Annotated in this window: 18 protein-coding genes; all 18 read right to left on the bottom strand. The window is 58.6% G+C overall.

What is annotated here, in order from left to right; all coding sequences use genetic code 11:
- Positions 1 to 79: 79 nt before the first annotated feature.
- Positions 80 to 844, bottom strand: a complete 765-nt coding sequence (gene hisF / locus ACWVX6_RS07640; RefSeq protein ID WP_455152819.1) for an imidazole glycerol phosphate synthase subunit HisF — start codon at positions 842 to 844, stop codon at positions 80 to 82.
- Between the two features lie 48 nt (positions 845 to 892).
- Positions 893 to 1606, bottom strand: a complete 714-nt coding sequence (gene hisA / locus ACWVX6_RS07635; RefSeq protein WP_455152818.1) for a 1-(5-phosphoribosyl)-5-[(5-phosphoribosylamino)methylideneamino]imidazole-4-carboxamide isomerase — start codon at positions 1604 to 1606, stop codon at positions 893 to 895.
- Complete coding sequence (gene hisH / locus ACWVX6_RS07630; protein ID WP_116704958.1) at positions 1603 to 2220, bottom strand: imidazole glycerol phosphate synthase subunit HisH; 618 nt, start codon at positions 2218 to 2220, stop codon at positions 1603 to 1605. The genes hisA and hisH overlap by 4 nt, the downstream gene beginning before the upstream one ends.
- 78 nt (positions 2221 to 2298) lie before the next feature.
- Positions 2299 to 2874: an imidazoleglycerol-phosphate dehydratase HisB gene (gene hisB, locus ACWVX6_RS07625; RefSeq protein ID WP_118480434.1), complete on the bottom strand. Its 576-nt coding sequence runs from the start codon at positions 2872 to 2874 to the stop codon at positions 2299 to 2301.
- Positions 2861 to 4162 carry a histidinol dehydrogenase gene (hisD, locus tag ACWVX6_RS07620; RefSeq protein WP_455152817.1) on the bottom strand — a complete coding sequence of 434 codons (1302 nt, stop codon included), beginning with the start codon at positions 4160 to 4162 and terminating at the stop codon, positions 2861 to 2863. The genes hisB and hisD overlap by 14 nt, the downstream gene beginning before the upstream one ends.
- 108 nt (positions 4163 to 4270) lie before the next feature.
- On the bottom strand, positions 4271 to 5905 hold the full coding sequence (gene hisZ / locus ACWVX6_RS07615; protein WP_455152816.1) for an ATP phosphoribosyltransferase regulatory subunit: 1635 nt from the start codon (positions 5903 to 5905) through the stop codon (positions 4271 to 4273).
- Positions 5906 to 6130: 225 nt separating this feature from the next.
- Positions 6131 to 6478: a DUF6054 family protein gene (locus ACWVX6_RS07610; RefSeq protein ID WP_455152815.1), complete on the bottom strand. Its 348-nt coding sequence runs from the start codon at positions 6476 to 6478 to the stop codon at positions 6131 to 6133.
- Positions 6479 to 6493: 15 nt separating this feature from the next.
- A complete protein-coding gene (locus ACWVX6_RS07605; RefSeq protein ID WP_455152814.1) occupies positions 6494 to 10867 on the bottom strand; it encodes a PolC-type DNA polymerase III in 4374 nt (1457 codons plus the stop codon).
- 2 nt (positions 10868 to 10869) lie between these two features.
- Complete coding sequence (gene ispG / locus ACWVX6_RS07600) at positions 10870 to 11925, bottom strand: flavodoxin-dependent (E)-4-hydroxy-3-methylbut-2-enyl-diphosphate synthase (RefSeq protein ID WP_455152813.1); 1056 nt, start codon at positions 11923 to 11925, stop codon at positions 10870 to 10872.
- Positions 11926 to 12046: 121 nt separating this feature from the next.
- Positions 12047 to 13087: an RIP metalloprotease RseP gene (gene rseP / locus ACWVX6_RS07595; RefSeq protein WP_455152812.1), complete on the bottom strand. Its 1041-nt coding sequence runs from the start codon at positions 13085 to 13087 to the stop codon at positions 12047 to 12049.
- A gap of 17 nt (positions 13088 to 13104) precedes the next feature.
- Positions 13105 to 14241 carry a 1-deoxy-D-xylulose-5-phosphate reductoisomerase gene (locus ACWVX6_RS07590; protein ID WP_442867815.1) on the bottom strand — a complete coding sequence of 379 codons (1137 nt, stop codon included), beginning with the start codon at positions 14239 to 14241 and terminating at the stop codon, positions 13105 to 13107.
- Positions 14242 to 14381: 140 nt separating this feature from the next.
- Entirely contained in the window at positions 14382 to 15200 is an 819-nt protein-coding gene (locus ACWVX6_RS07585) for a phosphatidate cytidylyltransferase (RefSeq protein ID WP_455152811.1), read from the bottom strand.
- A 23-nt stretch (positions 15201 to 15223) separates the two neighbouring features.
- The gene (locus ACWVX6_RS07580) at positions 15224 to 15973 is read right to left on the bottom strand and encodes an isoprenyl transferase (RefSeq protein WP_455152810.1); all 750 of its coding nucleotides are present in this window, start codon (positions 15971 to 15973) and stop codon (positions 15224 to 15226) included.
- Between the two features lie 384 nt (positions 15974 to 16357).
- The gene (frr, locus tag ACWVX6_RS07575; RefSeq protein ID WP_455152809.1) at positions 16358 to 16912 is read right to left on the bottom strand and encodes a ribosome recycling factor; all 555 of its coding nucleotides are present in this window, start codon (positions 16910 to 16912) and stop codon (positions 16358 to 16360) included.
- Complete coding sequence (gene pyrH, locus ACWVX6_RS07570; RefSeq protein ID WP_110436479.1) at positions 16912 to 17634, bottom strand: UMP kinase; 723 nt, start codon at positions 17632 to 17634, stop codon at positions 16912 to 16914. The genes frr and pyrH overlap by 1 nt, the downstream gene beginning before the upstream one ends.
- Before the next feature lie 818 nt (positions 17635 to 18452).
- Complete coding sequence (gene iolE, locus ACWVX6_RS07565; RefSeq protein WP_270417716.1) at positions 18453 to 19385, bottom strand: myo-inosose-2 dehydratase; 933 nt, start codon at positions 19383 to 19385, stop codon at positions 18453 to 18455.
- Between the two features lie 246 nt (positions 19386 to 19631).
- Entirely contained in the window at positions 19632 to 20804 is a 1173-nt protein-coding gene (locus ACWVX6_RS07560; RefSeq protein WP_110436477.1) for an NAD(P)-dependent malic enzyme, read from the bottom strand.
- 384 nt (positions 20805 to 21188) lie between these two features.
- Positions 21189 to 22547, bottom strand: a complete 1359-nt coding sequence (locus ACWVX6_RS07555; protein WP_455152808.1) for an MATE family efflux transporter — start codon at positions 22545 to 22547, stop codon at positions 21189 to 21191.
- Between the last annotated feature and the right edge of the window lie 24 nt (positions 22548 to 22571).

The following is a 22571-nucleotide window of genomic DNA, read 5'->3' as shown; positions in this document are numbered from 1 at the left end:
GGTTGCCCGGGGGGGGGCTGGCCACCCCGCCCTACGGAGCATTTTTGCCAATATCCACAGTCGTTAGGTTTGCGTTTACTCAAATTCTTACAGGAATATTATGCTCCTGCAAATGTTCCTTCACTTCGCCCACGGTCAATTCCCGATAATGGAACAGGCTGGCCGCCAGTGCGGCATCGCAGCCGGTTTTCTCGAACACCTCGGAGAAATGCTCGAGCGAGCCGCAGCCGCCGGACGCGATGACCGGAATGCCGACCACCTCCACGACCGCCTTGGTGAGCGGCAGGTCAAAGCCGGACTTGGTGCCGTCCTTGTCCATCGAGGTCAGCAGGATCTCACCCGCGCCGCGCTCGTAGACCTCTTTCGCCCACGCGACCGCGTCCTTGCCGGTCGGGGTGCGGCCGCCTGCAACGTAGACCTCAAAGCCGGACGGCATTTCGGCGTTCGCACGCGCGTCGATCGCAACCACAACGCACTGGCTGCCGTACTTCTCCGCAGCGGCGTTCACCAGATCGGGATTCTTGACCGCCGAGGAGTTGATGGAAATTTTATCTGCACCGGCGCGTAAAATCTCGCGGAAATCGTCCACGGTGCGGATGCCGCCGCCGACCGTGACCGGCACGAATACCTCGCGGCAGGTGCGGCGGACAACGTCGGCAATGGTGTCGCGGTTGTCGCTCGTGGCGGTGATATCGAGGAACACGATCTCGTCCGCGCCCTCCTGCGAGTAGAACTTCGCCAGCTCGACCGGGTCGCCCGCGTCGCGCAGTCCGACAAAGTTCACGCCCTTTACCACGCGCCCGTCCTTTACGTCCAGACAGGGGATGATGCGTTTTGCTAACAAGTTTTTCACTCCGTTCAAATCGAAGGTTCAATCGTAACCGTAGAGCGGTTACTTGGCCTGTTCGATGGCCTTTGCCAAATCAAGGGTGCCGGTATACACCGCCTTGCCTGCGATAGCACCGTCGATGCCGAGCTTTTTCAGGCCGGTGATATCCTCGAGGGTGGACACGCCGCCGGACGCGATGATCTCGCAGGAGACCGAGGCGCGCAGCGCCGCCAGCTGGTCAAAGTTCGGGCCGGCGAGCATGCCGTCCTTGTCAATGTCGGTGAAGATGATGTGGCGTACACCGATGGACTCCATGCGCTCCGCGAACGCGATGTAGTTCTCACCGCTGTCGCCCAGCCAGCCGTCCGTGCGGACGGTCTCGCTCTTGGCATCGATGCCGACAACGATCTTGTCGCTGTACTTTTTTACAGCCTCGGCTACGAATTCCGGGTCGCGGACAGCCGCCGAGCCGATGATCACGCGCGAAACGCCCAGTGCAAGCACGGTCTCCACATCCTGCATGGAGCGAATGCCGCCGCCAAGCTCCACGGTCGCGCCGGTCTCGCGGATGACCTGCTCCACCACGCCGTAGTTCGCGTGCGAGCCGTCCTTCGCGGCGTCAAGGTCAACCATGTGTACAAGGTCTGCACCGGCATCGAGAAACCGCTGTGCGGTCTCGACCGGGTTTTCTGCTACTTTATGTGCAGTGCCGTAGTCGCCTTTCTGCAGGCGCACGCACTGACCGTCTTTCAAATCAATTGCGGGGATAACTCTCATTTTCCCACCTCCGTCAGTTTTGCAAAGTTGCGAAGCATCGCAAGTCCCACTTCACCGCTCTTTTCCGGGTGAAACTGGCAGCCGAACAGGTTCCCTCGCGCCACCATGGCAGGCACGCGCGCGCCATAATCCGTCACGGCGGCAAGGTCGTTTTCGTCCGCCGGATGCGCCATGAAACTGTGCACGAAATACACATAGCTGCCGTTTTCCAGACCCTCGGTCATGGCATTCGGACGCAGAATGTCCAGCGCATTCCAGCCGATCTGCGGCAGCTTGAGACTCGTCTCAATGCGCTCAATGCGTCCCGGCAGCAGACCCAGACCCCTGCACGGACGCACCTCGTCCGATTCCTCGAACAGCATCTGCATACCGAGGCAGATGCCGAGGAACGGCTTTTCCTTTGCAGCCTTCAGCACCGCCTCCGTCAAACCGGAGTGCTCCAAAGCCGCCATCGCATCCGGAAACGCGCCGACACCGGGCAGGATAACGCCCGCCGCGTTCTCGATCACGTCCGCCGAAGCCGCGATTTTATTTTCATAACCCAGGTAATCGAGCGTGTTGTGTACGCTCATCAGATTGCCTGCGCCATAATCTACGATTGCAATATAACTCATGTTGTACCTCTCGGAATCTGTTCCGCAGGGCGGGATGACCTCATCCTGCCGTAACGGTTGGCACCATGTTTATGAAATTTAGAGAACACCCTTCGCACTCAAAACGCCGCCGCCGGTAACCGCAACGGCCTGCTTGAGCGCGCGTGCAAGCGCCTTGAACAGCGCCTCCGTGATATGGTGCGCGTTCTCGCCGTACTCGCACTTGAGGTGCAGCGTCAGTCCGGCGTGTACCGCCAGCGCACGCATGAACTCGACCGTCAGGCAGGTGTCGTACTGGCCGCACATCGGCTGCGGCATGGGGGCATCGAACACGAGATACGGGCGTCCGGAAATATCCAGCGCGCAGAAACCGAGCGCCTCGTCCATCGGCACGAACGCCTGACCGAAGCGTGCGATTCCGGCCTTATCACCGACACATTCTGCCAGTGCCTGACCGAGCGCAATGCCGCAGTCCTCGACCGAATGGTGCCCGTCCACCTCGAGGTCGCCCTTGCAGGTGAGCGTGAGGCCGAAGCCGGAATGCACGGCAAAGCTGTTTAGCATATGGTCGAAAAAGCCGATGCCGGTGTCAATCTTGCGGTCGCCGCCCTCGAGCGTCAGCTTGAGCGAAATGTCGGTTTCCTTGGTCTTTCGTTTGATTTCAGCGGTTCTCATCGTTGTTTTCCTCCGCAAAGCGCACCGCGATGGAGTTTGCGTGCGCGTCCAAGTGCTCGCTCTGCGCGAGCGCGATAATATCCTGTGCGTAGCTTTCGAGCGCGTCCCGCGTGTACTCGATCACGCTGGTTTTCTTCAAAAACGTGTCCGTAGACAGCGGCGAGAAGAAACGCGCCGTGCCCGAGGTCGGCAGAACGTGACACGGGCCTGCCATGTAGTCACCGAGCGGCTCCGGCGCATACTGACCGAGGAAGATCGCGCCTGCGTTGTGCAGGTGCGGCAGCAGCTCACGCGGAGCGGCGGTTACGACCTCCAGATGCTCGGGTGCGACCACATCAGCCATCCTGCAGGCGTCCTTCAAGTCGTCAAACACGATGGCGCAGCCGTAGTTCGCCACGCTCTCCTTGATGATGTCCCAGCGCGGGAGCTGCTTTGCCTGCCGCTCCATCTCGCACGAAATCGCCTGCGCCTGCGCCATAGAATCGGTCAGCAGGACGGCGGAAGCCAGCTTGTCGTGCTCGGCCTGACTGAGCAGGTCGGCGGCAACGTAAGTCGGGTTGGCGGTGTGATCGGCAATGACCAGCACCTCGGACGGACCGGCGATCATGTCGATATCGACCGTGCCGAACGCCAGCTTCTTGGCTGCTGCAACAAAGGCGTTGCCCGGGCCGACGATCTTGTCCACCTGCGGGATAAAGCCCGCGCCGTAGGTCAGCGCGGCAATCGCCTGCGTGCCGCCGATGGCGATGACCGTATCCACACCGGCGATTTTCGCCGCCGCAAGCACTTCGTTGGACATATTTTCGGTCGGCGGCGTTACCATGATAAGCTCGCCGACACCCGCCACCTTGGCCGGAATGGCGTTCATCAGCACACTCGACGGATACGCTGCCGTGCCGCCCGGCACATAAATGCCGACGCGCGAAAGTCCGCGCACGGTCTGACCGAGCGTTTCGCCCCCCGAGCGGTTCCACTCCCACGTCTTGACGAGCATCTGCTCGTGGTAGTCGCGGATGTTCGCCGCCGCCTTTTCCAGCGCCGCGATCAGCTTCGGGTCGCAGGCGTTGTACGCATCGTCCAGCACCTTCGGCTCGACAATGTACGGCGCCTTGCCGTCAAACCGCTCGGCGTACTCCACGACCGCATCCCAGCCGCGCTGCTGTACGTCCGCCATCACACCGCGGACAATCTGCTCAATATCGCCGCGCGCACCAGCCGCACGGGCCTTCATTTCGCGGATGACCTGCTGCTCTGCCTGTCCGTCCGCGAGGACTGTTTTCATAAACATTGTGGTATTCCCCTTTTGTGTCAACCGTTTTCGTCCACCGGCATTGTTATAAATATTCCGCAGGGCACCCCGCCCTATGGATATGATTTATGTTATATAGGTATTGGCTTACTTCTCCAAGCCACTTTCCAGTTCTGCAATAACCTTCTGAATCGCCGCCTTCTTCATCTTCGCACTGGCGAGGTTGACGATAACTCTTGCCGAGATGGGCGCTACATTCTCAACGACCTCGAGGCCGTTCTCCTTGAGCGTCGTGCCGGTCTCCACGATATCAACAATGCCGTCTGCCAGCTCGAGCAGCGGCGCCAGCTCGACCGAGCCTTCGATCTTGATGGTCTCAACGTCCATATTCTTCTTATTGAAAAAGGCCTTGGTGACCGCCGGATACTTGGTAGCGATAACCGGGGTCTTATAGCCGCCGTACACGTCCTTGCCCTTCTTGGTAGCGAGGGCAAAGCGGCACTTGCCGAAGCCGAGGTCTACCATTTCGTAGAAGCTGCCGCCCTTTTCCATGATGGTATCCTTGCCGACCACGCCCATGTCGCACACGCCGTGCTCAACGTAGGTGATTACGTCCGCGGCCTTGGAAAGCACGATCTCCACGCCGCTGTCCGGCAGGGTGAAGATGAGCTTGCGCGTTCCGGCCTCTAGCTCGGAGATATCGTAGCCTGCGGCCTTGAGCAGCGCGAGCGTTTTCTTCTCCAGACGGCCCTTGGTCAGTGCGATACGCACGGTATCCCGGCGGGTTGCGACCTCGGGACGGCTTGCGCCTGCAAGGCTGTCGGCAACGCTCTCCACGTCAATGCCGAAGCCGCCCGCGGGCATATCCTTGCCGAACTTGGCGCACAGCGCGTTGTAACGGCCGCCCGAGAGGATGGCCGCGCCCGCACCGCCGATGTAGCCGCGGAACATGATGCCGGTGTAGTAATCCATCTCGTGGACAAGGCCGAGGTCGATCATGATGCGGTCGCCGTAGCCTGCCTCATCCAGTGCCTGATACAGTCGGCGCAGATAAGCGGTCGCGCCGAGTACGCGCACGTTGCCGGTGAGCGACTCGACCTCGTCGAGCACCTCGATGCCGCCGAACAGATTCGGCATAGCGCTGAGCGCCTTTGCGGCAGGCTTGCCCTTGAACGGCTCGAGCGCATCACCGAGCGCGGCAAACGACTTGTTTTCGATCAGGCGGCGGATGCCCTCGGCGGACTGTGCATCCGCGCCAAGCTCATCCATCAGCGCCTTGTAGATCTCAGCGTGACCAAGCTCTACGCGGAAGTTGTCCGCGCCGGTCTTGCTGAGTGCGGCAAACGCAGCCGTGAGAATGTCCTTGTCGGCCTCCAGACCGTCCGCGCCGATAAATTCCGCGCCGACCTGCAGAAACTCGCCCTTGTGGCCGTGGTCGCCGGACACCGAACGGAACACCTTCTGGCTGTAATACAGGCGGACCGGCAGCGCCGCGTCATCCAGTCGGGTGGCTGCGATACGCGCGATCGGCGTGGTGTTATCCGGACGCGCCACGCAAATGCGGCCGGACTTGTCGATGATCTTCAGCATCTGATCCTGATCCAGCTCGGGGTTTGCCTGTGCAAATACATCAAAATACTCAACCGCCGGGGTGATGATCTCGCTGTAGCCGCGCTCCTCCAGCGCGTCGCGCACAGCGTTTTCCGTCTGCCGCAGCGCACGGCACGAGGAAAATAACAGGTCTCGGGTACCCTCCGGGGTGGAAATACGAAAACGGTTCATGGCTCCGCTGCTCCTTTATCGCTTTATCATGATGAAATCATACCATAGTTCCCTATATACTGTCAAGACCCTTTTTAGAGAGCGGAGCCTACACTGTGGGCAGCCTTTTCCGCTTCGAACTCCCGTTTTCGAGTGAAAAAGAAAGAGTGAAGAGCGGAGATGAAGCAGAGGCGGCTTTTTTCTCTCCGCCCTCCCGCTTCCTCCCATCTCTTCACTCTCAACTCCTCACTCTACTCTCTTTTTATAGTTCTCCACGATCGGCACCAGCTTTTCCAGAAAGCTCTCCTCGCCGAGGGTATTGAGCTTGAAGAACACGGCCTGACTGCCGCCCGAAGTGATGGCGGAGAGAAACAGGTCGCGGTCGTTGCCGACCAGAGTGACATTCATGCTGACGCGGTTGCCGCCCATGTAGCTGTAACGCTCGAACACGCGCACCGCGCAGCGGACCGTGCCGTTTGTCCAATCCGAGCCGTCCTCGTAGGACGCAGACATGCTGCCGTTCAGCACGCCGTCCGTTACAAGCTCCAGCAGCTCGTCAAAATTTCCCGTCAGATGCTTCTCGTACTTTGCCACAATCGTCACACCTTTCTAAAATAGCGTCATCTGCGTTGTTTTCGGCATGGAGCCAAGCGCGCCGATCTGCTCGAGCAGTTCGACGACCGCCTTGGACGCCTTCGGGCACCGGACGATCAGCTCTTCTGCCGAGAGGAACTTACCGTTTTTTCTCTCCTCCACGATGCTGAGCGCGGCCTGCTCACCGATGCCCGGCATGGACGTAAACGGCGGAATCAAACCGGTTTCCGTCACGAGAAAGCGCGTTGCGTCCGATTTATAAACATCCATCGGCTCGAACGTAAATCCGCGCCTGTAAAACTCGTGGCAGACCTCAAGGGTCGTCATCATATCCTTTTCCGCCGCTGAAATCGTCTTATCGCGCTCCTTGCCGCGCAGCTCGGTCATCTTGTCCAGGCAAACCTTATCGCCCTTGATCATACAGGACGCATCAAAGCCTTTCGCGCGGATGGAAAAGTACGCCGAATAGAACGCGAGCGGACGGTGCACCTTGAACCACGCGATACGGAACGCCATCATGACATACGCGACCGCGTGCGCCTTCGGGAACATATACTTGATCTTCTTGCACGAGTCGATGTACCACTCGGGCACATGCTGCTCGTTCATGGCGGCTTCCATTTCCTCGGTCAGTCCCTTGCCCTTTCGGACGGACTCCATCGTCTTGAACGACAGCTTGGGCTTGACGCCCTGCAGGATCAGGTAGTTCATGATATCGTCTCGGCAGCAGATACAGCCGGACAGCGGAATGCCCTTGCGGACCAGCTCTGCGGCATTGCCGAGCCAAACATCCGTACCGTGCGACAGACCGGAAATGGATACCAGCTCCGCGAACGTGGACGGGTGCGTCTCCTTGACCATGCCGCGCACGAACTTGGTGCCGAACTCGGGCACCGCCACACAGCCGAGGTCACCGAGGATCGGGTCGGTATCCGGGTTTTCGCCCGTGTACTTAAGCGCCTTGCACGAGTGGAACAGACTCATAGTCTCCGGGTCGTCGAGCGGAATCTCCTGCGCGTTTACGCCGGTGAGGTTCTCCAGATGCTTGATAATGGTCGGGTCATCGTGTCCCAGCTCGTCCAGCTTGAGCAGGTTCGCGTCAATGGAGTGATACTCGAAATGGGTGGTGATGATGTCGGAATCCGGATCGTCTGCCGGATGCTGAATCGGACAGACGTCGTAAATCTCAATCTCCTTGGGCACAACGACAACGCCGCCCGGGTGCTGACCCGAGGTACGGCGCACACCGGTGCAGCCCGCCGCCAGGCGGTTTTCCTCCGCGCGGGAGCACTCAACGCCGCGCTCCTCCATGTACTTTTTGACGTAGCCGAACGCGGTTTTTTCAGCAACCGTGCCGATGGTGCCCGCTCGGAACACATGGTCATGACCGAAGATCTCGCCGGTGTACCAGTGGATACGCGACTGATACTCGCCCGCAAAGTTCAGGTCGATATCCGGCACCTTGTCGCCCTCGAAACCGAGGAAGGTCTCGAACGGAATGTTGAAGCCCTGTTTGGTGAGCGGCTTGCCGCATTTCGGGCAGATCTTATCGGGCAGATCGACACCGCACGAGTATTCCTCGTGCCACTCGAGATATTTGTCGTCCGGGCACAGATAGTGCGGGGCGAGCGAATTTACCTCGGTGATATCCGACATGAACGCCGCGAGCGACGAGCCGACCGAACCACGCGAGCCGACCAGATAGCCGTCCGCAAGCGACTTGGTCACCAGCTTCTGCGCGATGATGTACATAACCGCATAGCCGTTGCCGATGATGGAGCCAAGCTCACGGTCAAGCCGCGCCTGCACCGGCTCGGGCAGCGGATCGCCGTAGATACGCTTAGCCTTTTCGTAGCACATGTTGCGCAGATCGTCCTCACAGCCGTCGATGTGCGGCGGGTAGTTTTCCCTCGGCACCGGACGAATCACGTCACACATGTCGGCAATCATGTTGGTGTTCTTCACGACCACCTCATACGCCCGGTCCTCCCCGAGATAGGAAAATTCCTTCAGCATTTCATCCGTGCTCTTAAAGTACAGCGGCGCCTGATTATCCGCATCGGAGAAGCCCTGACCCGCCATCAGAATACGGCGGAACGCCTCATCCTCGGGTTCGAGGAAGTGTACGTCACCGGTGGCGCAGCACGGTTTTCCCAATTCATCCGCCAGGCGGAGAATATCGCGGTTCCAGTCGCGCAGCTGCTCCTCGTCCTTCGCCATGCCCTTTGCGATCATGAAGTTGTTGTTGCCGATCGGCTGAATCTCCAGATAGTCGTAGAACGACGCCAGCCGCTTGATCTCCTCCCACGGCTCGCCCTTGGTCAATGCGCGGAATACCTCGCCCGCCTCACATGCCGAGCCGAAAATCAATCCCTCACGGTGGCGGATGAGTTCGCTGCGCGGCATAATGGGGCGCTTGTTGTAATATTCCAGAAAGCTCTTGGAAATCAGCTGATACAGGTTGCGCAGTCCCGCCTGGTTCTTCACCAGAATGATAAAGTGATAGCGCGGCAGGTTTTTCAGCTTGTTCTTGCGGTCGGTCGTCGCCGCCAGCACCGGATTGATATCCGCAGTCGTAACCGCGTGCATCTCCTCCCTGAGCCTTTTCAGCAGCTTGACGTAAATGCGGCCGAGCACGGCGGCATCCTCGCTCGCGCGGTGGTGCTCAAACGGGCCGACCTGCAGCTCCTTCGCCAGAATGTTCAGCTTGAACTTGTGCATGTGCGGCAGCATCAGGCGGCTCATCTCGAGGGTATCAATGCTTGTAAACTCCCGCTCGATACCCAGTCTCTGGCAGGCCGTCCGCAGGAAGCCCATATCGAAGCCTGCGTTGTGCGCCACAAGCGGGTACTGTCCCTCGCCTGCCCATGCGAGGAATTCCGGCACGGCTTTGTCGAGGTCGGGCGCGTCCGCTACCGTCTCGTCCGAAATGCCGGTCAGCTCGGTGATTTCCGCCGGAATCGGCTTGTGCGGGTTGACATAGGTCTGGAAGGAATCGCGAATCTCGCCCTCCACAACGCGCACAGCGGCAATCTCGGTAATTTCCTCGCTCGCCGGATTGAGTCCGGTGGTCTCAAGGTCGAACACGATGAACGTGCCGTCGAGCGGCTCGGCGCTCTTGCCGCGCACGACCGAAATACTGTTCTCGTCGTTGATGTAGTACGCCTCGATGCCGTAGATGATCTTCATGTCACCGATGATATCCTTCTGCTTGCCCTCCTGCGCGTGCAGCGCTTCGGGGAACGCCTGCGCCACACCGTGGTCGGTAATCGCCATCGCGCGGTGTCCCCACTTGGCGGCGCGGCACAGCAGAGACGCGGTGCTGCTCATGCCGTCCATCGCGCTCATGTTGGTGTGCAGATGCAGCTCCACGCGCTTCATGCCCTCGTAGGTGTCCTTTCGCTCCGGCTTTTTCGCCTTGACGATGCCGGTCGGCTCGAGCACCATCTCCTTGGCAAAGGTGTCGTACACCATCTTGCCCTGCACGGTGCAGTACAGACCCTTCTTGATTTTAGATGCCGTATCGCCCGACTTGTCCGCCGCAAGGAACTTGGAAACGCGCACGGAATTGGTGCGGTCGGTTATGTCAAACGCAATCTTGACGTAATCCTTGCCGGTTTTCTTGCTGTGGATGTCCTTGCTGTCGGTGAAGAACACCTCGCCCTGAATGGTGACCATGTCATAGGCGGCAATCGCCTCGTTGACCGAAATAATGGGGTCCTGAATCAGCTTGCCGAAGATGAGATCGTCCTCGCGCACCTTCTCGGCGCGCGGGCGCTGATAGCCGGTATGCTGCTGCGGCGCCGGACGCGGCTTTTTCGGCTTGGGCGTTTCCGCTGCGGCTGCCGCTGCTTGCTCCACAGCCTTGTGCAGAATTTCCTCGCGGCTCTCCTCCTGCTCGGGTGCGGGTGCAAAATCCTGTGCGTCCGCGCGGACTGCGTGCACCGGACAGCTTCTCCCCAACTCCCGCTGAATACGCGCCTCCAGATGCCGCAGTGCGTTTGCGAAATGCTTTTCGCTCACCTCGTCCATCGGGATTTGGAGCGCACCGTCCGCAAACTCCCACTTGGTGTGGTCGAGCAGACCCTTGGCTGACGGCATGCGGTACGCCATGTCGTCATACAGCGACTTGATGTACGCGTTCGACAGCTCACCCGGCATGTTGTAGCGCGGCTCGATCATCACGCGGTCAAGACCGTAGGTGTCCGCGATCTGCTTTTCCGCCTTGGCAATCACCTTGCGACTGACAACCTCGTGCAGACCGAGTTCCACGACCATCACCGTGTTATTATCCCCAAATGCCAGAGAACGCACCTCGCCTGCGGCAAGGTGCTTCTCCTCATTTACACATTTACAGTTTTGAAAAATATCAATCAGCTTTCCAGCCACGATTATTCTCCTTCATAATGTGCGATTTCGTCCATCAGTGCATCCACAAGCTGCTCCTGCGGCACCTTTTTGATGATCTCGCCGCGGCGGAAGATCAGGCCCACGCCGTCGCCGCCCGCAATGCCGAGATCGGCTTCACGCGCCTCGCCGGGACCGTTTACCACGCAGCCCATAACGGCTACCTTCATCTTCTTGCCATGAATGCTCTGGCAGCGCTGCTCAACCTCTTTGGCAATGTCGATGAGGTTGATGCGCGTGCGGCCGCAGGTCGGGCAGGAAACCACGTTGATGCCCTCTTCCGCTCTGCCGACAGCCTTGAGAATCGCCTTTGCCGCGTAGACCTCCTTGACCGGATCGTCCGTCAGGCTCACGCGGATGGTGTCGCCCACGCCGAGCGCCAGCAGGCCGCCGATGCCCGCCGCCGACTTGATCGTGCCCATGTACTCGGTGCCCGCCTCGGTAACGCCGAGATGGAGCGGATAGTCGGTCTTTTCGCTCGCCAGCAGGTACGCCTGCATGGTGTTCGGCACCGAGGACGACTTGATGGAAATGCAGATGTCGTCAAAATCGCAGTCGTTCAGCAGACCGACATGGTACAGCGCACTTTCCACCATGGCCTCGGGTGTCGGCCCGCCGAATTTCTCGAGGATGTGCTTCTCCACCGAGCCGGAGTTTACGCCGATGCGGATTGGCAGATGGCGTTCCTTTGCCGCCTTCACAACCGCCTGTACGCGGTCCGCGCCGCCGATGTTGCCCGGATTCAAGCGAATCTTGTCCACGCCGGACTCGATCGCCGCCAGCGCAAGACGGTAGTCAAAGTGGATGTCCGCCACCACCGGCAGCGGCGAGTTCGCGCAGATTTCGCGCAGCGCCTCCGCCGCCTGCATATCCGGCACGGCACAGCGAACAATGTCGCAGCCCGCGTCCGCCAGTGCGCGAATCTGCGCCAGAGTAGCCTGCGCGTCGCGCGTATCCGTGTTGGTCATGGACTGCACCGCAATGGGAGCGCCGCCGCCAACCAATACGTCCCTTATCTTGATTTGCTTTGTTATTTTCATAGCTCTAACCTCTCACAAATGGAAAATGGAGAATGAAGAATTGTGGTATCGCGCTTTGCACGATGATTGCATAACGGCGCTATGCACCGCACATTCATTTTCCATTTTCCATTCTCAATTCTCAATTACTGCGCATAAAAATGCGCAGTACGTCCTGCCCGGTCACATACACCATCAGCATAAGCAGCAGCATGAGTCCTGCCGCGTGCACATAGCCCTCATACCTGGGCGGCACGGGCTTGCGGCGGATGCCCTCGATGATGAGGAACACGAGCCGACCGCCGTCCAGTGCAGGCAGCGGCAGCAGGTTCATCACGCCGAGATTGATCGAGATAAATGCCACAAGCTGGAAGAACGAAATCATGCTGTACTTGGCGGTATCCGCCATGACCTCGGCCACACCGACCGGACCGGAAAGCTGATCCACGCCGACCTGTCCGCTGACGAGCATGCCCACGCTCGACCAGACGAGCCGCGCGTAGTTGACGGCGGTGCGCACGCTCATATTGAGGTGCATGCCAAGGCTGTCGGGCAGCTCCGCAAAGGTGATGCCGATGCGCTTGTTTCCGTTCGCGTCCGTGACCGCCGCTTCGAGCTTGACCGTTGGCAGCGTCACCTTTTCGCCGTTGCGGCGCACGGTAATTTCATGCGTGGTCGAACCGGTGCGCGCAAGCGCGGTATCGAAATCCGTCCGCACGAGGATGTGGTAGCCGTCGATTTTCAGAATTTCGTCGCCTGCCTCCAGACCGCCGTCTGCGGCGGCGGTGCTCGCCGGATTGACCTCGCTGATGGTGGAGACGATATAGCCGCCGTTCGGTCCGTTCGGACGCATGACCGCCAGCACGATAAGGAATCCCACGAGGAAATTCATCAGCGCGCCCGCGCACACGATGAGCATGCGGCGCGGCAGCTTCGCCTTGCCGAAGGCGTGCTCATTTTCACTTTCACCGTCCTCGCCCTCCATAACGCACGCGCCGCCGAACGGCAGCAGCTTGAGACAGTACAGCGTGCCGTGGTACTCGTGCTTGAGGAGGGTCGGACCCATGCCGATCCAGAATTCGTTGACCTGCACACCGCCGCGCTTGGCGGTGATGAAATGTCCGAACTCATGCACGATGACCAGCACACCGAAGGCGAGGATTGCCAGAATGATTTGCAGCAAAGCGTAGCTCCTTTCGGTCAGCCGAGCACGATCTCGCGCGCGGCTTTGTCCGCCGCCAGAACGTCGTCCAGCGTGATGTCCTTCTTGTACGGAATGGTATCGAGTGCGTATGCAACGCGCTCTGCGATGTCGGTAAAACCGATCTTACCATTCAAAAACAGACCGACTGCGGCCTCATTTGCACCGTTGAGCACAGCGCCGCGGTCGCCCTTGAGGGAGGCGGCGTGCTTGGCGAGGTTCAGCGCCGGAAACGCCTCATAGTCGGGTGCGTAGAACGTCAGCTTTGCGACCTCCGCGAGCGACATGCGCGGTACCTTGCACGGCACACGCTGCGGCCACGTCAGCGCCAGCTGGATCGGCAGACGCATATCCGGCAGACCAAGCTGCGCGATTACCGCTCCGTCCGCAAACTCCACCGCCGAGTGCACGATGCTCTCGCGGTGGACAACAATTTCAATGTCCTCCGGCGGCAGATCATACAGCCACATGGCTTCGATCAGCTCCAGACCCTTGTTCATCATGGTCGCAGAGTCAATCGTGATTTTTGCACCCATGCTCCAGTTCGGGTGTGCAAGCGCCTGCTCGCGCGTCATGCCGCGCATTTCCTCGAACTTTTTGCCGAAGAACGGACCGCCGGAGGCTGTCAGCAGGATTTTGTCGATCGGGTTGCCGTTTGCCGCCTGCACGCACTGAAAGATCGCCGAATGCTCGGAATCCACCGGCAGGATGCGCACGCCGTACTGCTTTGCAGCGCTCATCACCAGACCGCCCGCACACACGAGCGTCTCCTTGTTCGCCAACGCGATATCCTTGCCCGCCTTGATGGCCGCCATCGTCGGCAGCAGGCCGACCATGCCGACAACCGCCGTCACCACGATGTCCGCGCCGCTCTCGGCGGCACAGGCGATCAGACCGTCCATACCGGTCAGAACCTCAATATCCGTGTCCGCCAGCTTAATTTTCAGCTCCTTGGCTGCGTTTTCGTCCATCGCGCAGACCATTTTCGGATGCAGGGCACGCGCCTGCTCCTCCAATAAGTTTATGCGCCGGTTGGTCGTCAATGCGACGACTTCGGCGTCGATCGAAGGCAGAATATCGACCGTTTGCGTGCCGATCGAACCCGTTGAACCTAAAATCGCAATCTTCTTCATTATTTTTCTCCTGTTAAACGATTTGGGATAATGGATAATGGAAAATGGAAAATTGAAAATTATGGTGCCGTGCAAAGCGCGGAATCTAATCATCGCGCAAAGCGCGATACCACAATTCTCCATTCTCCATTCTCAATTTTCAATTACCAAATGACTCTAAAGAGCAATTCCGCGAACGGCGCTACGAACAGCACACTGTCGAAACGGTCCAGCACACCGCCATGTCCCGGAAAAATATGTCCGTAATCCTTAATGCCGGTCTGGCGCTTGATGACCGAGAACGACAGGTCGCCGATCTCTCCGAGCACCGCGCCGACTGCGCCGAGCACGACCGCCGACCAGAGCGGCATTTCAAGGCCGAGCGTCTGGTTCATAATCAAAGCCGCGATCAGCACGAGGACAGCACCGCCGACCACGCCGCCGACTGCGCCCTCTACCGTCTTTTTCGGGCTGACGACCGGCGCCAGCTTATGCTTGCCGAACAGCATGCCCGAGAACAGAGCGCAGGTGTCCGCGCCCCAGGCAGCAAGCAGCGGCAGCAGCACGATGAACGCGCCGTGATGGTAGTTCATCTGGAAAATACGCAACAGGCTGAGCAGCAGGTACGGCACGACAAGTCCGCCGAAAAACGCCCACGAGACCTGCGAAGCCTTCATGACGTCGTGATATTTCAGTTCGATGGCGAACGAGCCGAACAGGAGCACCAGCACCAGACCCTGCATCACGCTCTCGAGCCGCAGCGGCAGGATGCTGAAATGACCGACAGCCAGTCCCAGCGAGACGGCCATTGCGAGCAGCAGTTCCAAGTGGTTGCGCACCAGTTTTGTCGAGCCGAGCACCTCATAGGTGGCGAACACGCACAGCGCCGCCACGACAAGCTCCAGCACGATCGGCGGGAACACATACAGCGCCAGCAGCACAAAAATAAAGCCGAATACGCCAAACAATACTCTTGCTTTCATAGTTTTATCACCCTAATTGGATATTAAACGCCGCCAAAACGACGGTTTCTGTTGTTAAAATTGTCGATTGCCGCATCCAGATCGGTGGTTTTGAAATCCGGCCACAGCACATCGGTGAAGTAGTACTCCGAATAGGCGGACTGCCACAGCAGGAAGTTGGACGTGCGGATCTCGCCCGAAGGACGGATGATGAGGTCGGGATCGGGCATGTGCGCGGTGTACAGGTGCGCGGAAATGGTGTCCTCGGTGATATCCTCGGGTGCCAGTTCGCCGGCTTTCACCTGCTCCGCGATAGCACGGACGGCGTTTTTGATCTCGTCCCTGCCGCCGTAGTTGATGCACAGCGAAGCCGTTGCCGCGTCCGGACCAAGCCGATCGGCAATCGCATCCACCTCCGCGATCTGCGCGCGAATATCCTCCGGCAGAACGGTCAGATCGCCTAACACGCGCACGGCAACGCCGCGCTCGAACATGGTTTCCGCCGCCTCCTTCAGATAGGAGCGGAACAGGTTCATCAGCGCGTCCACCTCGTCCTGCGGACGCTTCCAGTTTTCGGTAGAGAATGCATAGACCGTGAAATACTGTACGCCAATGTCCTTGCAGTAGGTGGCGATGGTGCGGAACGTCTCCGCGCCGACCTTGTGACCGGCCTTGCGCGGCAGACCGCGTTTCTTGGCCCAGCGGCCGTTGCCGTCCATGATGACCGCAATATGACGCGGCACCGGACGGTTTTCAGGCGCGTTATCCTTCTTTTTTCGTGTGAACAGACCCAACCTGCTTCCTCCCTGTTTGTCCCTCTTGCGGCAGGTTTTCCTGCCAATTTCATGCAAAAGGGCGACGAATCCGCCGCCCCCAATAAACTCTTGCACACGCTGCTTGCAGCGCATAAAATCCCGATTTGCTTGCAAATCGTACCCACATGGCAGGATTTCATTCAGAAATCCGAGCCATTGGCTCGCCCGCAGGCGACCGCCGCTCTGCGGCGGCATCCAATCGCGGCACTCTGTGCCGCACAAAAAGGCCCAGTTTTGCCGGGTCTTTTTGTCCCCCGACCCAGCGCCCGTGGGGCGCGTCATTCGGGTATCGAAGTGCGGTTTCCCCGGAACCGCACTTCGTATATAGGGGGCTTGTGAAGCCCCCTATAAGCGCAGCGGAAGTTATACTTCCGCAAGCTCCTTAGACTTCTTAGCGACCATTGCATCAACTTCCTTGACGTACTTGTCAGTCAGCTTCTGCATCTTGTCCTCGCCGTCGTGCAGCTCGTCCTCGGTGATCTCGCTCTTCTTCTGCGCTGCCTTGAACTTGTCCAGTGCATCACGGCGGATGTTGCGGAGTGCAACCTTGGCCTCCTCACCGGTCTTGGAAACGCCCTTGATGAGCTCCTTGCGGCGCTCCTCGGTCAGCGGCGGGAAGTTCAGACGAATCTGCTTGCCGTCGTTCTGCGGGTTGATGCCGAGGTCGGAGACCCGGATCGCCTTCTCAATGGCCTTGAGCACCGAGCCGTCCCACGGCTGGATGGCCAGCGTGCGCGGGTCGGGCGTAGAGATTGCCGCAACCTGATTCAGCGGGGTCGGTGCACCGTAATACTCAACGGTGATCTTATCGAGAACCGCCGGGTTTGCGCGGCCTGCGCGGACTGCTGCCAGCTCCTTGGAGAGCACGTCCAGCGTTTTCTGCATTTTTGCCTCGTGGGACTTGATCTGTTCCTTCATTATTTTACCTCCTCAACGATCGTGCCGATCTTTTCGCCGTTAACAGCGCGGTGAATATTTTCGGGGTCGGAAAGCGCGAATACCAGAATCGGGATATGGTTATCCATGGACAGCGAGGTCGCGGTAGAATCCATAACGCCGAGGCCCTGATTGAGCACGTCCATGTAGCTCAGGTGGTCGTACTTCTTGGCATCCGGGTTGACAGCCGGATCGGAATCGTACACGCCGTCTACGTTCTTTGCCAGCAGGATAACGTCCGCGCCGATCTCCGCCGCACGCAGAACCGCTGCGGTGTCGGTCGAGAAGAACGGGCAGCCGGTGCCGCAGCCGAAGATAACGACACGGCCCTTTTCCAGATGACGGGTCGCGCGGGAACGGATGTACGGCTCAGCGATCTTGTTCATCTCGATAGCGGTCTGTACGCGAACGTCCACGCCGCGCTGCTCCAGAGCATCCTGCAGCGCCAGTGCGTTGATGGTGGTTGCCAGCATGCCCATGTGGTCCGCGCGGGTGCGCTCCATCTTGCCGCCGCCGTCCTTTACGCCGCGCCAGAAGTTGCCGCCGCCGACAACAATGCCGATCTCGCAGCCCTCTTCGTTGCATTTTTTGATCACATCGCATACCGGACCGATGACATCAAAGTTCAGGCCGAAATGCTTATCGCCCGCAAGGGCTTCGCCGCTGATCTTGATCAGTACGCGCTTATATTTCTGTGCTTCCATGCTCCACACTCCTTATTCTATTCCTGTTTACTATTCTACCCTATTTTCGGAGAATTTGCAACGATTTATATAGTGGCAAATGAATAAAGGGCGAAGCGGTTTGCGCCCTCCGGACGGTTGCAGGCTCCCCTGAAAGGGAAGCTGGCGCAGCTTGCTGCGACTGAGGGGTTTCGGCACCGGTTTTTCGGGGCATCCGAACCGCGCAGGCGGTTCACCGCTTCCGGGCGAAGCGTTTTGCCGTAGACTGCGGCGGAGATTGCCGCTACGCGCGGCATAACAGTGCCGCGCAACTCGTTTTCCGGCACAAACCGGCTGCAATCGCAGGATTTGGATAATCTGCACAGGTAAAAATGTTGCGCGTCACGGGTATGCCGCGCCTGCGTAGATTAAACCGTATGTGTAGCAGAAAGGTATCTGACATTGCGTATAGGTAAAGAAATGGGCAGACACATTGGTCTGCCCTACGGAACGGTAACCCGACTGCCGTTCCCCTTTTTCATGCTTACGCAGTCTACCATCTGCACCCAAGCCCTTGCGGGAAAAGGGGTGATTCACAAGAGGGTGGAAAACCGCAGGTTGTCTACCCTCTTGTGCGCCCGCCGCGCGCAGCGGCAACATTCCCGCACGCCGCAGCGTGCGAAATCCTCTGCCGTGGGTACGGCAAACCCCTCCACCGCCGTTCGGCGGTTCCCCTCTCCTTTCAGGGGAGGCTTCCGGTCGGTGCAAACGGTTCTTAACGACATATATCCTTTGGGGAACGCAAAAAACCGAGGGCAAATGCCCTCGGTTTCGTGTTTTATTGCGCGATATGCGAAGAATTACTTCTTCAGAACAACCTCGCCGCCCAGACCGGTGTGTGCAGTGATGTACTCACGGCCCATCTTAGCGTACTCGAACGGATTAGCCTTAGCCGGATCCTGCTCTGCCTCTACCATGATCCAGCCGGTGTAGCCAGCCTTGTCAAGCAGATCGAATACAGCGTCGAACTCTACGCAGCCGTCCGGATCGCCCGGTACGGTGAAAGCGCCTGCGCGAACTGCATCCAGGAAAGACCAGTGCTCAGCGCGAGCCTTCTCAACCAGCGGCATACGCATGTTCTTCAGATGAACGTGACCAACACGGTCAGCGAACTTCTCGAGCATCTTTACCGGATCCTCGCCAGCGAAGGTGAAGTGACCGGTATCGAAGCACAGGAATACATACTTCGGGTCGGTGTTCTCCATCAGGCGGGTAGTCTCCTCAACGGTCTGGCATACGGTGCCCATGTGATGATGGAAGCAGGTGCGGATGCCGTACTTCTCCATGGACAGCTTGCCCAGCTTGTTCAGGCCGGTGATGAAGCGATCCCACTCCTCGTCGGTCAGAACGCGCTTCTTGTCGTCCAGAATCGGGGTGTCCAGCTGGCCCTGGATAGAACCGGACTGCTCAGATACGTTGATTGCGGTAGCGCCAACGTAGGACAGGTAATCCAGCTCCTTGATGAACTCAGCCTCTACCTCTTCGTACGGCTTGTCAACCAGGAAAGAGGAGAACCACTTGGAAGCGATGGTCAGGTTGCGGGCGTCCAGCATGTGCTTGAGGACGGTCTTGTCCTCCGGGTACTTGTGGCCTACTTCGCAGCCGTCAAAACCAGCGAGCTTCATCTCAGAGATGCACTGCTGGAAGGTGTTCTCGTCGCCGAGATCCCACATATCATCATTGGACCAGCCGATCGGGCAGATACCCAGTCTTACTTTCTTCGGATCTAACATAGTTATTCCCTCCATAATCTTCTCTCTGCGTCTGCGCAGAACAAACGCATTTTTGTTATTCTTATTGTACCCTTATGCACTGTAAATGTCAAACGCATTTTTTCACAAAGCCGAGTTGTGCAATCCGCTGTTTTTGTCATTCCGCGAACTTGTGCGTGTGCGTGCACGCACTTTTGCGCAAAAACCGCGCGAGATTGTTCCCGCGCGGTTGATTATGTCTTATCTGTAACTTTTCGTCTGCTGCGCTCAGATACGGGCCACACCGGAATCGCGGGCGGCCTGTGCAACGGCATCGGCTACCGAACGGATAACCTTCTTATCGAACGCCATCGGCATGATATACTCCGCGTTCAGCTCCTCATCGGAAACGCAGGCCGCGATCGCCTTTGCCGCTGCCAGCTTCATCTCCTCGTTGATGTCGCTTGCGCGAACATCGAGTGCGCCGCGGAAAATGCCCGGGAACGCAAGCACGTTATTAATCTGGTTCGGGTAGTCCGAACGGCCGGTGCCGACAACGGCAGCGCCGCCCTTCTTTGCGTCCTCCGGCCAGATTTCGGGCACCGGATTTGCCATAGCGAATACCATCGGGTCCTTGGCCATGGTGGAGACCATCTCGGCAGTAAGCACCTGCGGAGCAGACATGCCGAAGAATACATCCGCACCCTTGACAGCATCGGCCAGCGTGCCGGTCATGTGCTCGCGGTTGGTGACCTTGGCCATCTCCTGCTGTGCCGGATTCAGGCGCTCGTCCCCCTCGCAGACGATGCCGAAGCGCTCGACCATCGTGATGTGCTTGACGCCAAGGAACATCAGGAACTTGGTAACGGCGATAGCAGCTGCGCCGCAGCCGTTGACAACCATCTTGATCTCATCGACCTTGCGGCCGGTCAGGCGGCAGGCGTTGAGCAGAGCCGCACCGCAGCAGACAGCGGTGCCGTGCTGATCGTCGTGGAATACCGGAATGTCGCAGACCTCTTTGAGTCGGCGCTCGATCTCAAAGCAGCGCGGAGCCGCGATATCCTCGAGGTTGATGCCGCCGAACGAGCCAGAGATCAGCTGAATGGTGCGGACGATCTCATCCACATCCTTGGAAGCCACACAGAGCGGGAACGCGTCCACGTCAGCGAACGCCTTGAACAGCGCGCACTTGCCCTCCATAACCGGCATGCCGGCAATCGGACCGATATCGCCCAGACCGAGCACCGCGGTGCCGTCCGTGATGACCGCAACCAGATTGTGGCGGCGCGTGTACTTGTAGCTGAGAGACGGATCGTCCTTGATCTTGAGGCACGGCTCGGCAACACCCGGCGTGTACGCGATCGACAGATCGTCCTTGCTGTTTACCTCACAGCGGGCCACGACCTCAATCTTGCCGCCCCATTTTTCGTGTGCCTGCAGTGCGCGTTCCTTAACGTCCATGTTCTGTTCCTCCGTTATCGTTCTTGTTCCGTTCGACGGAAAGAGTTTTCTATCTTACCTTATTATACAGAGTAGAAATGCGTTCGTAAAGGGGTAGTTTGTACAAAGAGCGGGAAGTAATTGAGAATGGAGAATGGAGGATGGGGAATGAACGTGATGATTCATCGTGTTTCCCTGTTTAGGATTCGTGCATATTTTAATGATACGGCGGGATGGGGTCATCCCGCCCTACAATATATCGTGTTATTATGGTACATCAATTAACCATTCGATAAATGTATCATGTAGGGCGGGGTGACCACACCCCGCCGTTTATCCCCCTATATATATTTATATTCATCGAACATACGCTAAACCGTCACGCTAATTTTCCATCCTCAATTCTCAATTATTGCACTGTTTTCTGACCAGCTTCGGCAAGAGAAACACTGCCGCGCAGCCGGAAAACACTGCCGACACGACATCCGACAGCGGCTCAGAAAACATAACGGCTGTTGCCCCGAAAATCGGCGGCAGGACGAACACGCTGACGAGGAAAATGCCCTTGCGGAGCATGGAAAACGTCAGTCCCCATTTGACCAGGCCCATGCCGGTCATGCCGTCCACGAACGGGTACTGGATGGTCAGTCCGAGCACGCCGAGCGAGTAGATGCGGATCATATACGCCGCCATATCAATATACGCCGGATCCTTGGTGAAGATTTTGACAAAAGCGCCCGAGATCGTCTGCGCGAGCAGGAACATGATGCCGCAGAACACGAAGCACAGCAGCACAATGCACCGGAACGCCTTCATGACACGTTTTTCATCGCATGCACCGTAGTTATAGCCGAGAATGGACTGCGTGCCTGCCGTGATGCCGCCGAGCGGCATGGTGATGACGAGCATGAAGCTCTGCATGATGGCGGCACACGCGATGAGCATATCGCTGTCCGCGCCGCCGTATCTGCGTAGCATGACGTTGATGGAGATGAGCAGCACGTTATCGAGCGCGATGATCAGCGCAGGCGAAAGACCGACCTGCACGATACGGCGCATCCAGCCGAAATTGACCGGCTGACGGGTAATGCGGACGGCGGCTCTGCCGCCCATCAGGAACCGCAGGATGTACGCCGTCGAGCACGCCTGCGACAGCACGGTCGCAAGAGCGGCTCCGCGCACGCCCATGTCCAGCGCAAAAATGAACACCGGGTCAAGTGCAATATTTACGGCCGCTCCGAGCATAACCGACCGCATTGCGGTACCCGAAAATCCCTGACTCATTGTAATTTGATTGAGTCCGTAGCTCAGCAATGCGAACACAGTGCCGGAAACGTAGGTCGTAAAGTACGCCTGCGCGTAGTCCCACAGAACCTCGCTGCAGCCGAAGGTGAACAGGATCTGCCGCTTGAAAATGAGCAGTGGCACGGTCGCCAGCACGCTCAGCGCCAGCAAAAGATAAAAGCTGTTCGTGATGATCTGACGGGCGCCGTCCATGTCGCGCCGCCCCATGCGGATGCTCATCAGCGGGCCGCCGCCGAAGCCGATGAGCGCACCGATGGCGGTAATCATGGTCACCACGGGCGCGCACACGCCGACACCGGCCAGCGCCGCATCACCCGCACCCGCAATGTGGCCGACGTACATGCGATCGACCACGCTGTATAGAATATTGACAAACTGTGCCAGCATGGCCGGTATCGCAAGCTGCAGAACCAGCTTGCCGACCGGCGCTGTGCCCAGTGGGCTGTCTGTTTGGGACATGGTTCTCTCCCCTTTCTGCTCCCT

It is taken from the genome of Butyricicoccus sp., from assembly GCF_977037065.1.
Note: the sequence above shows the minus strand (reverse complement) of the source record. Positions and strands in the feature narration are given on the sequence as shown.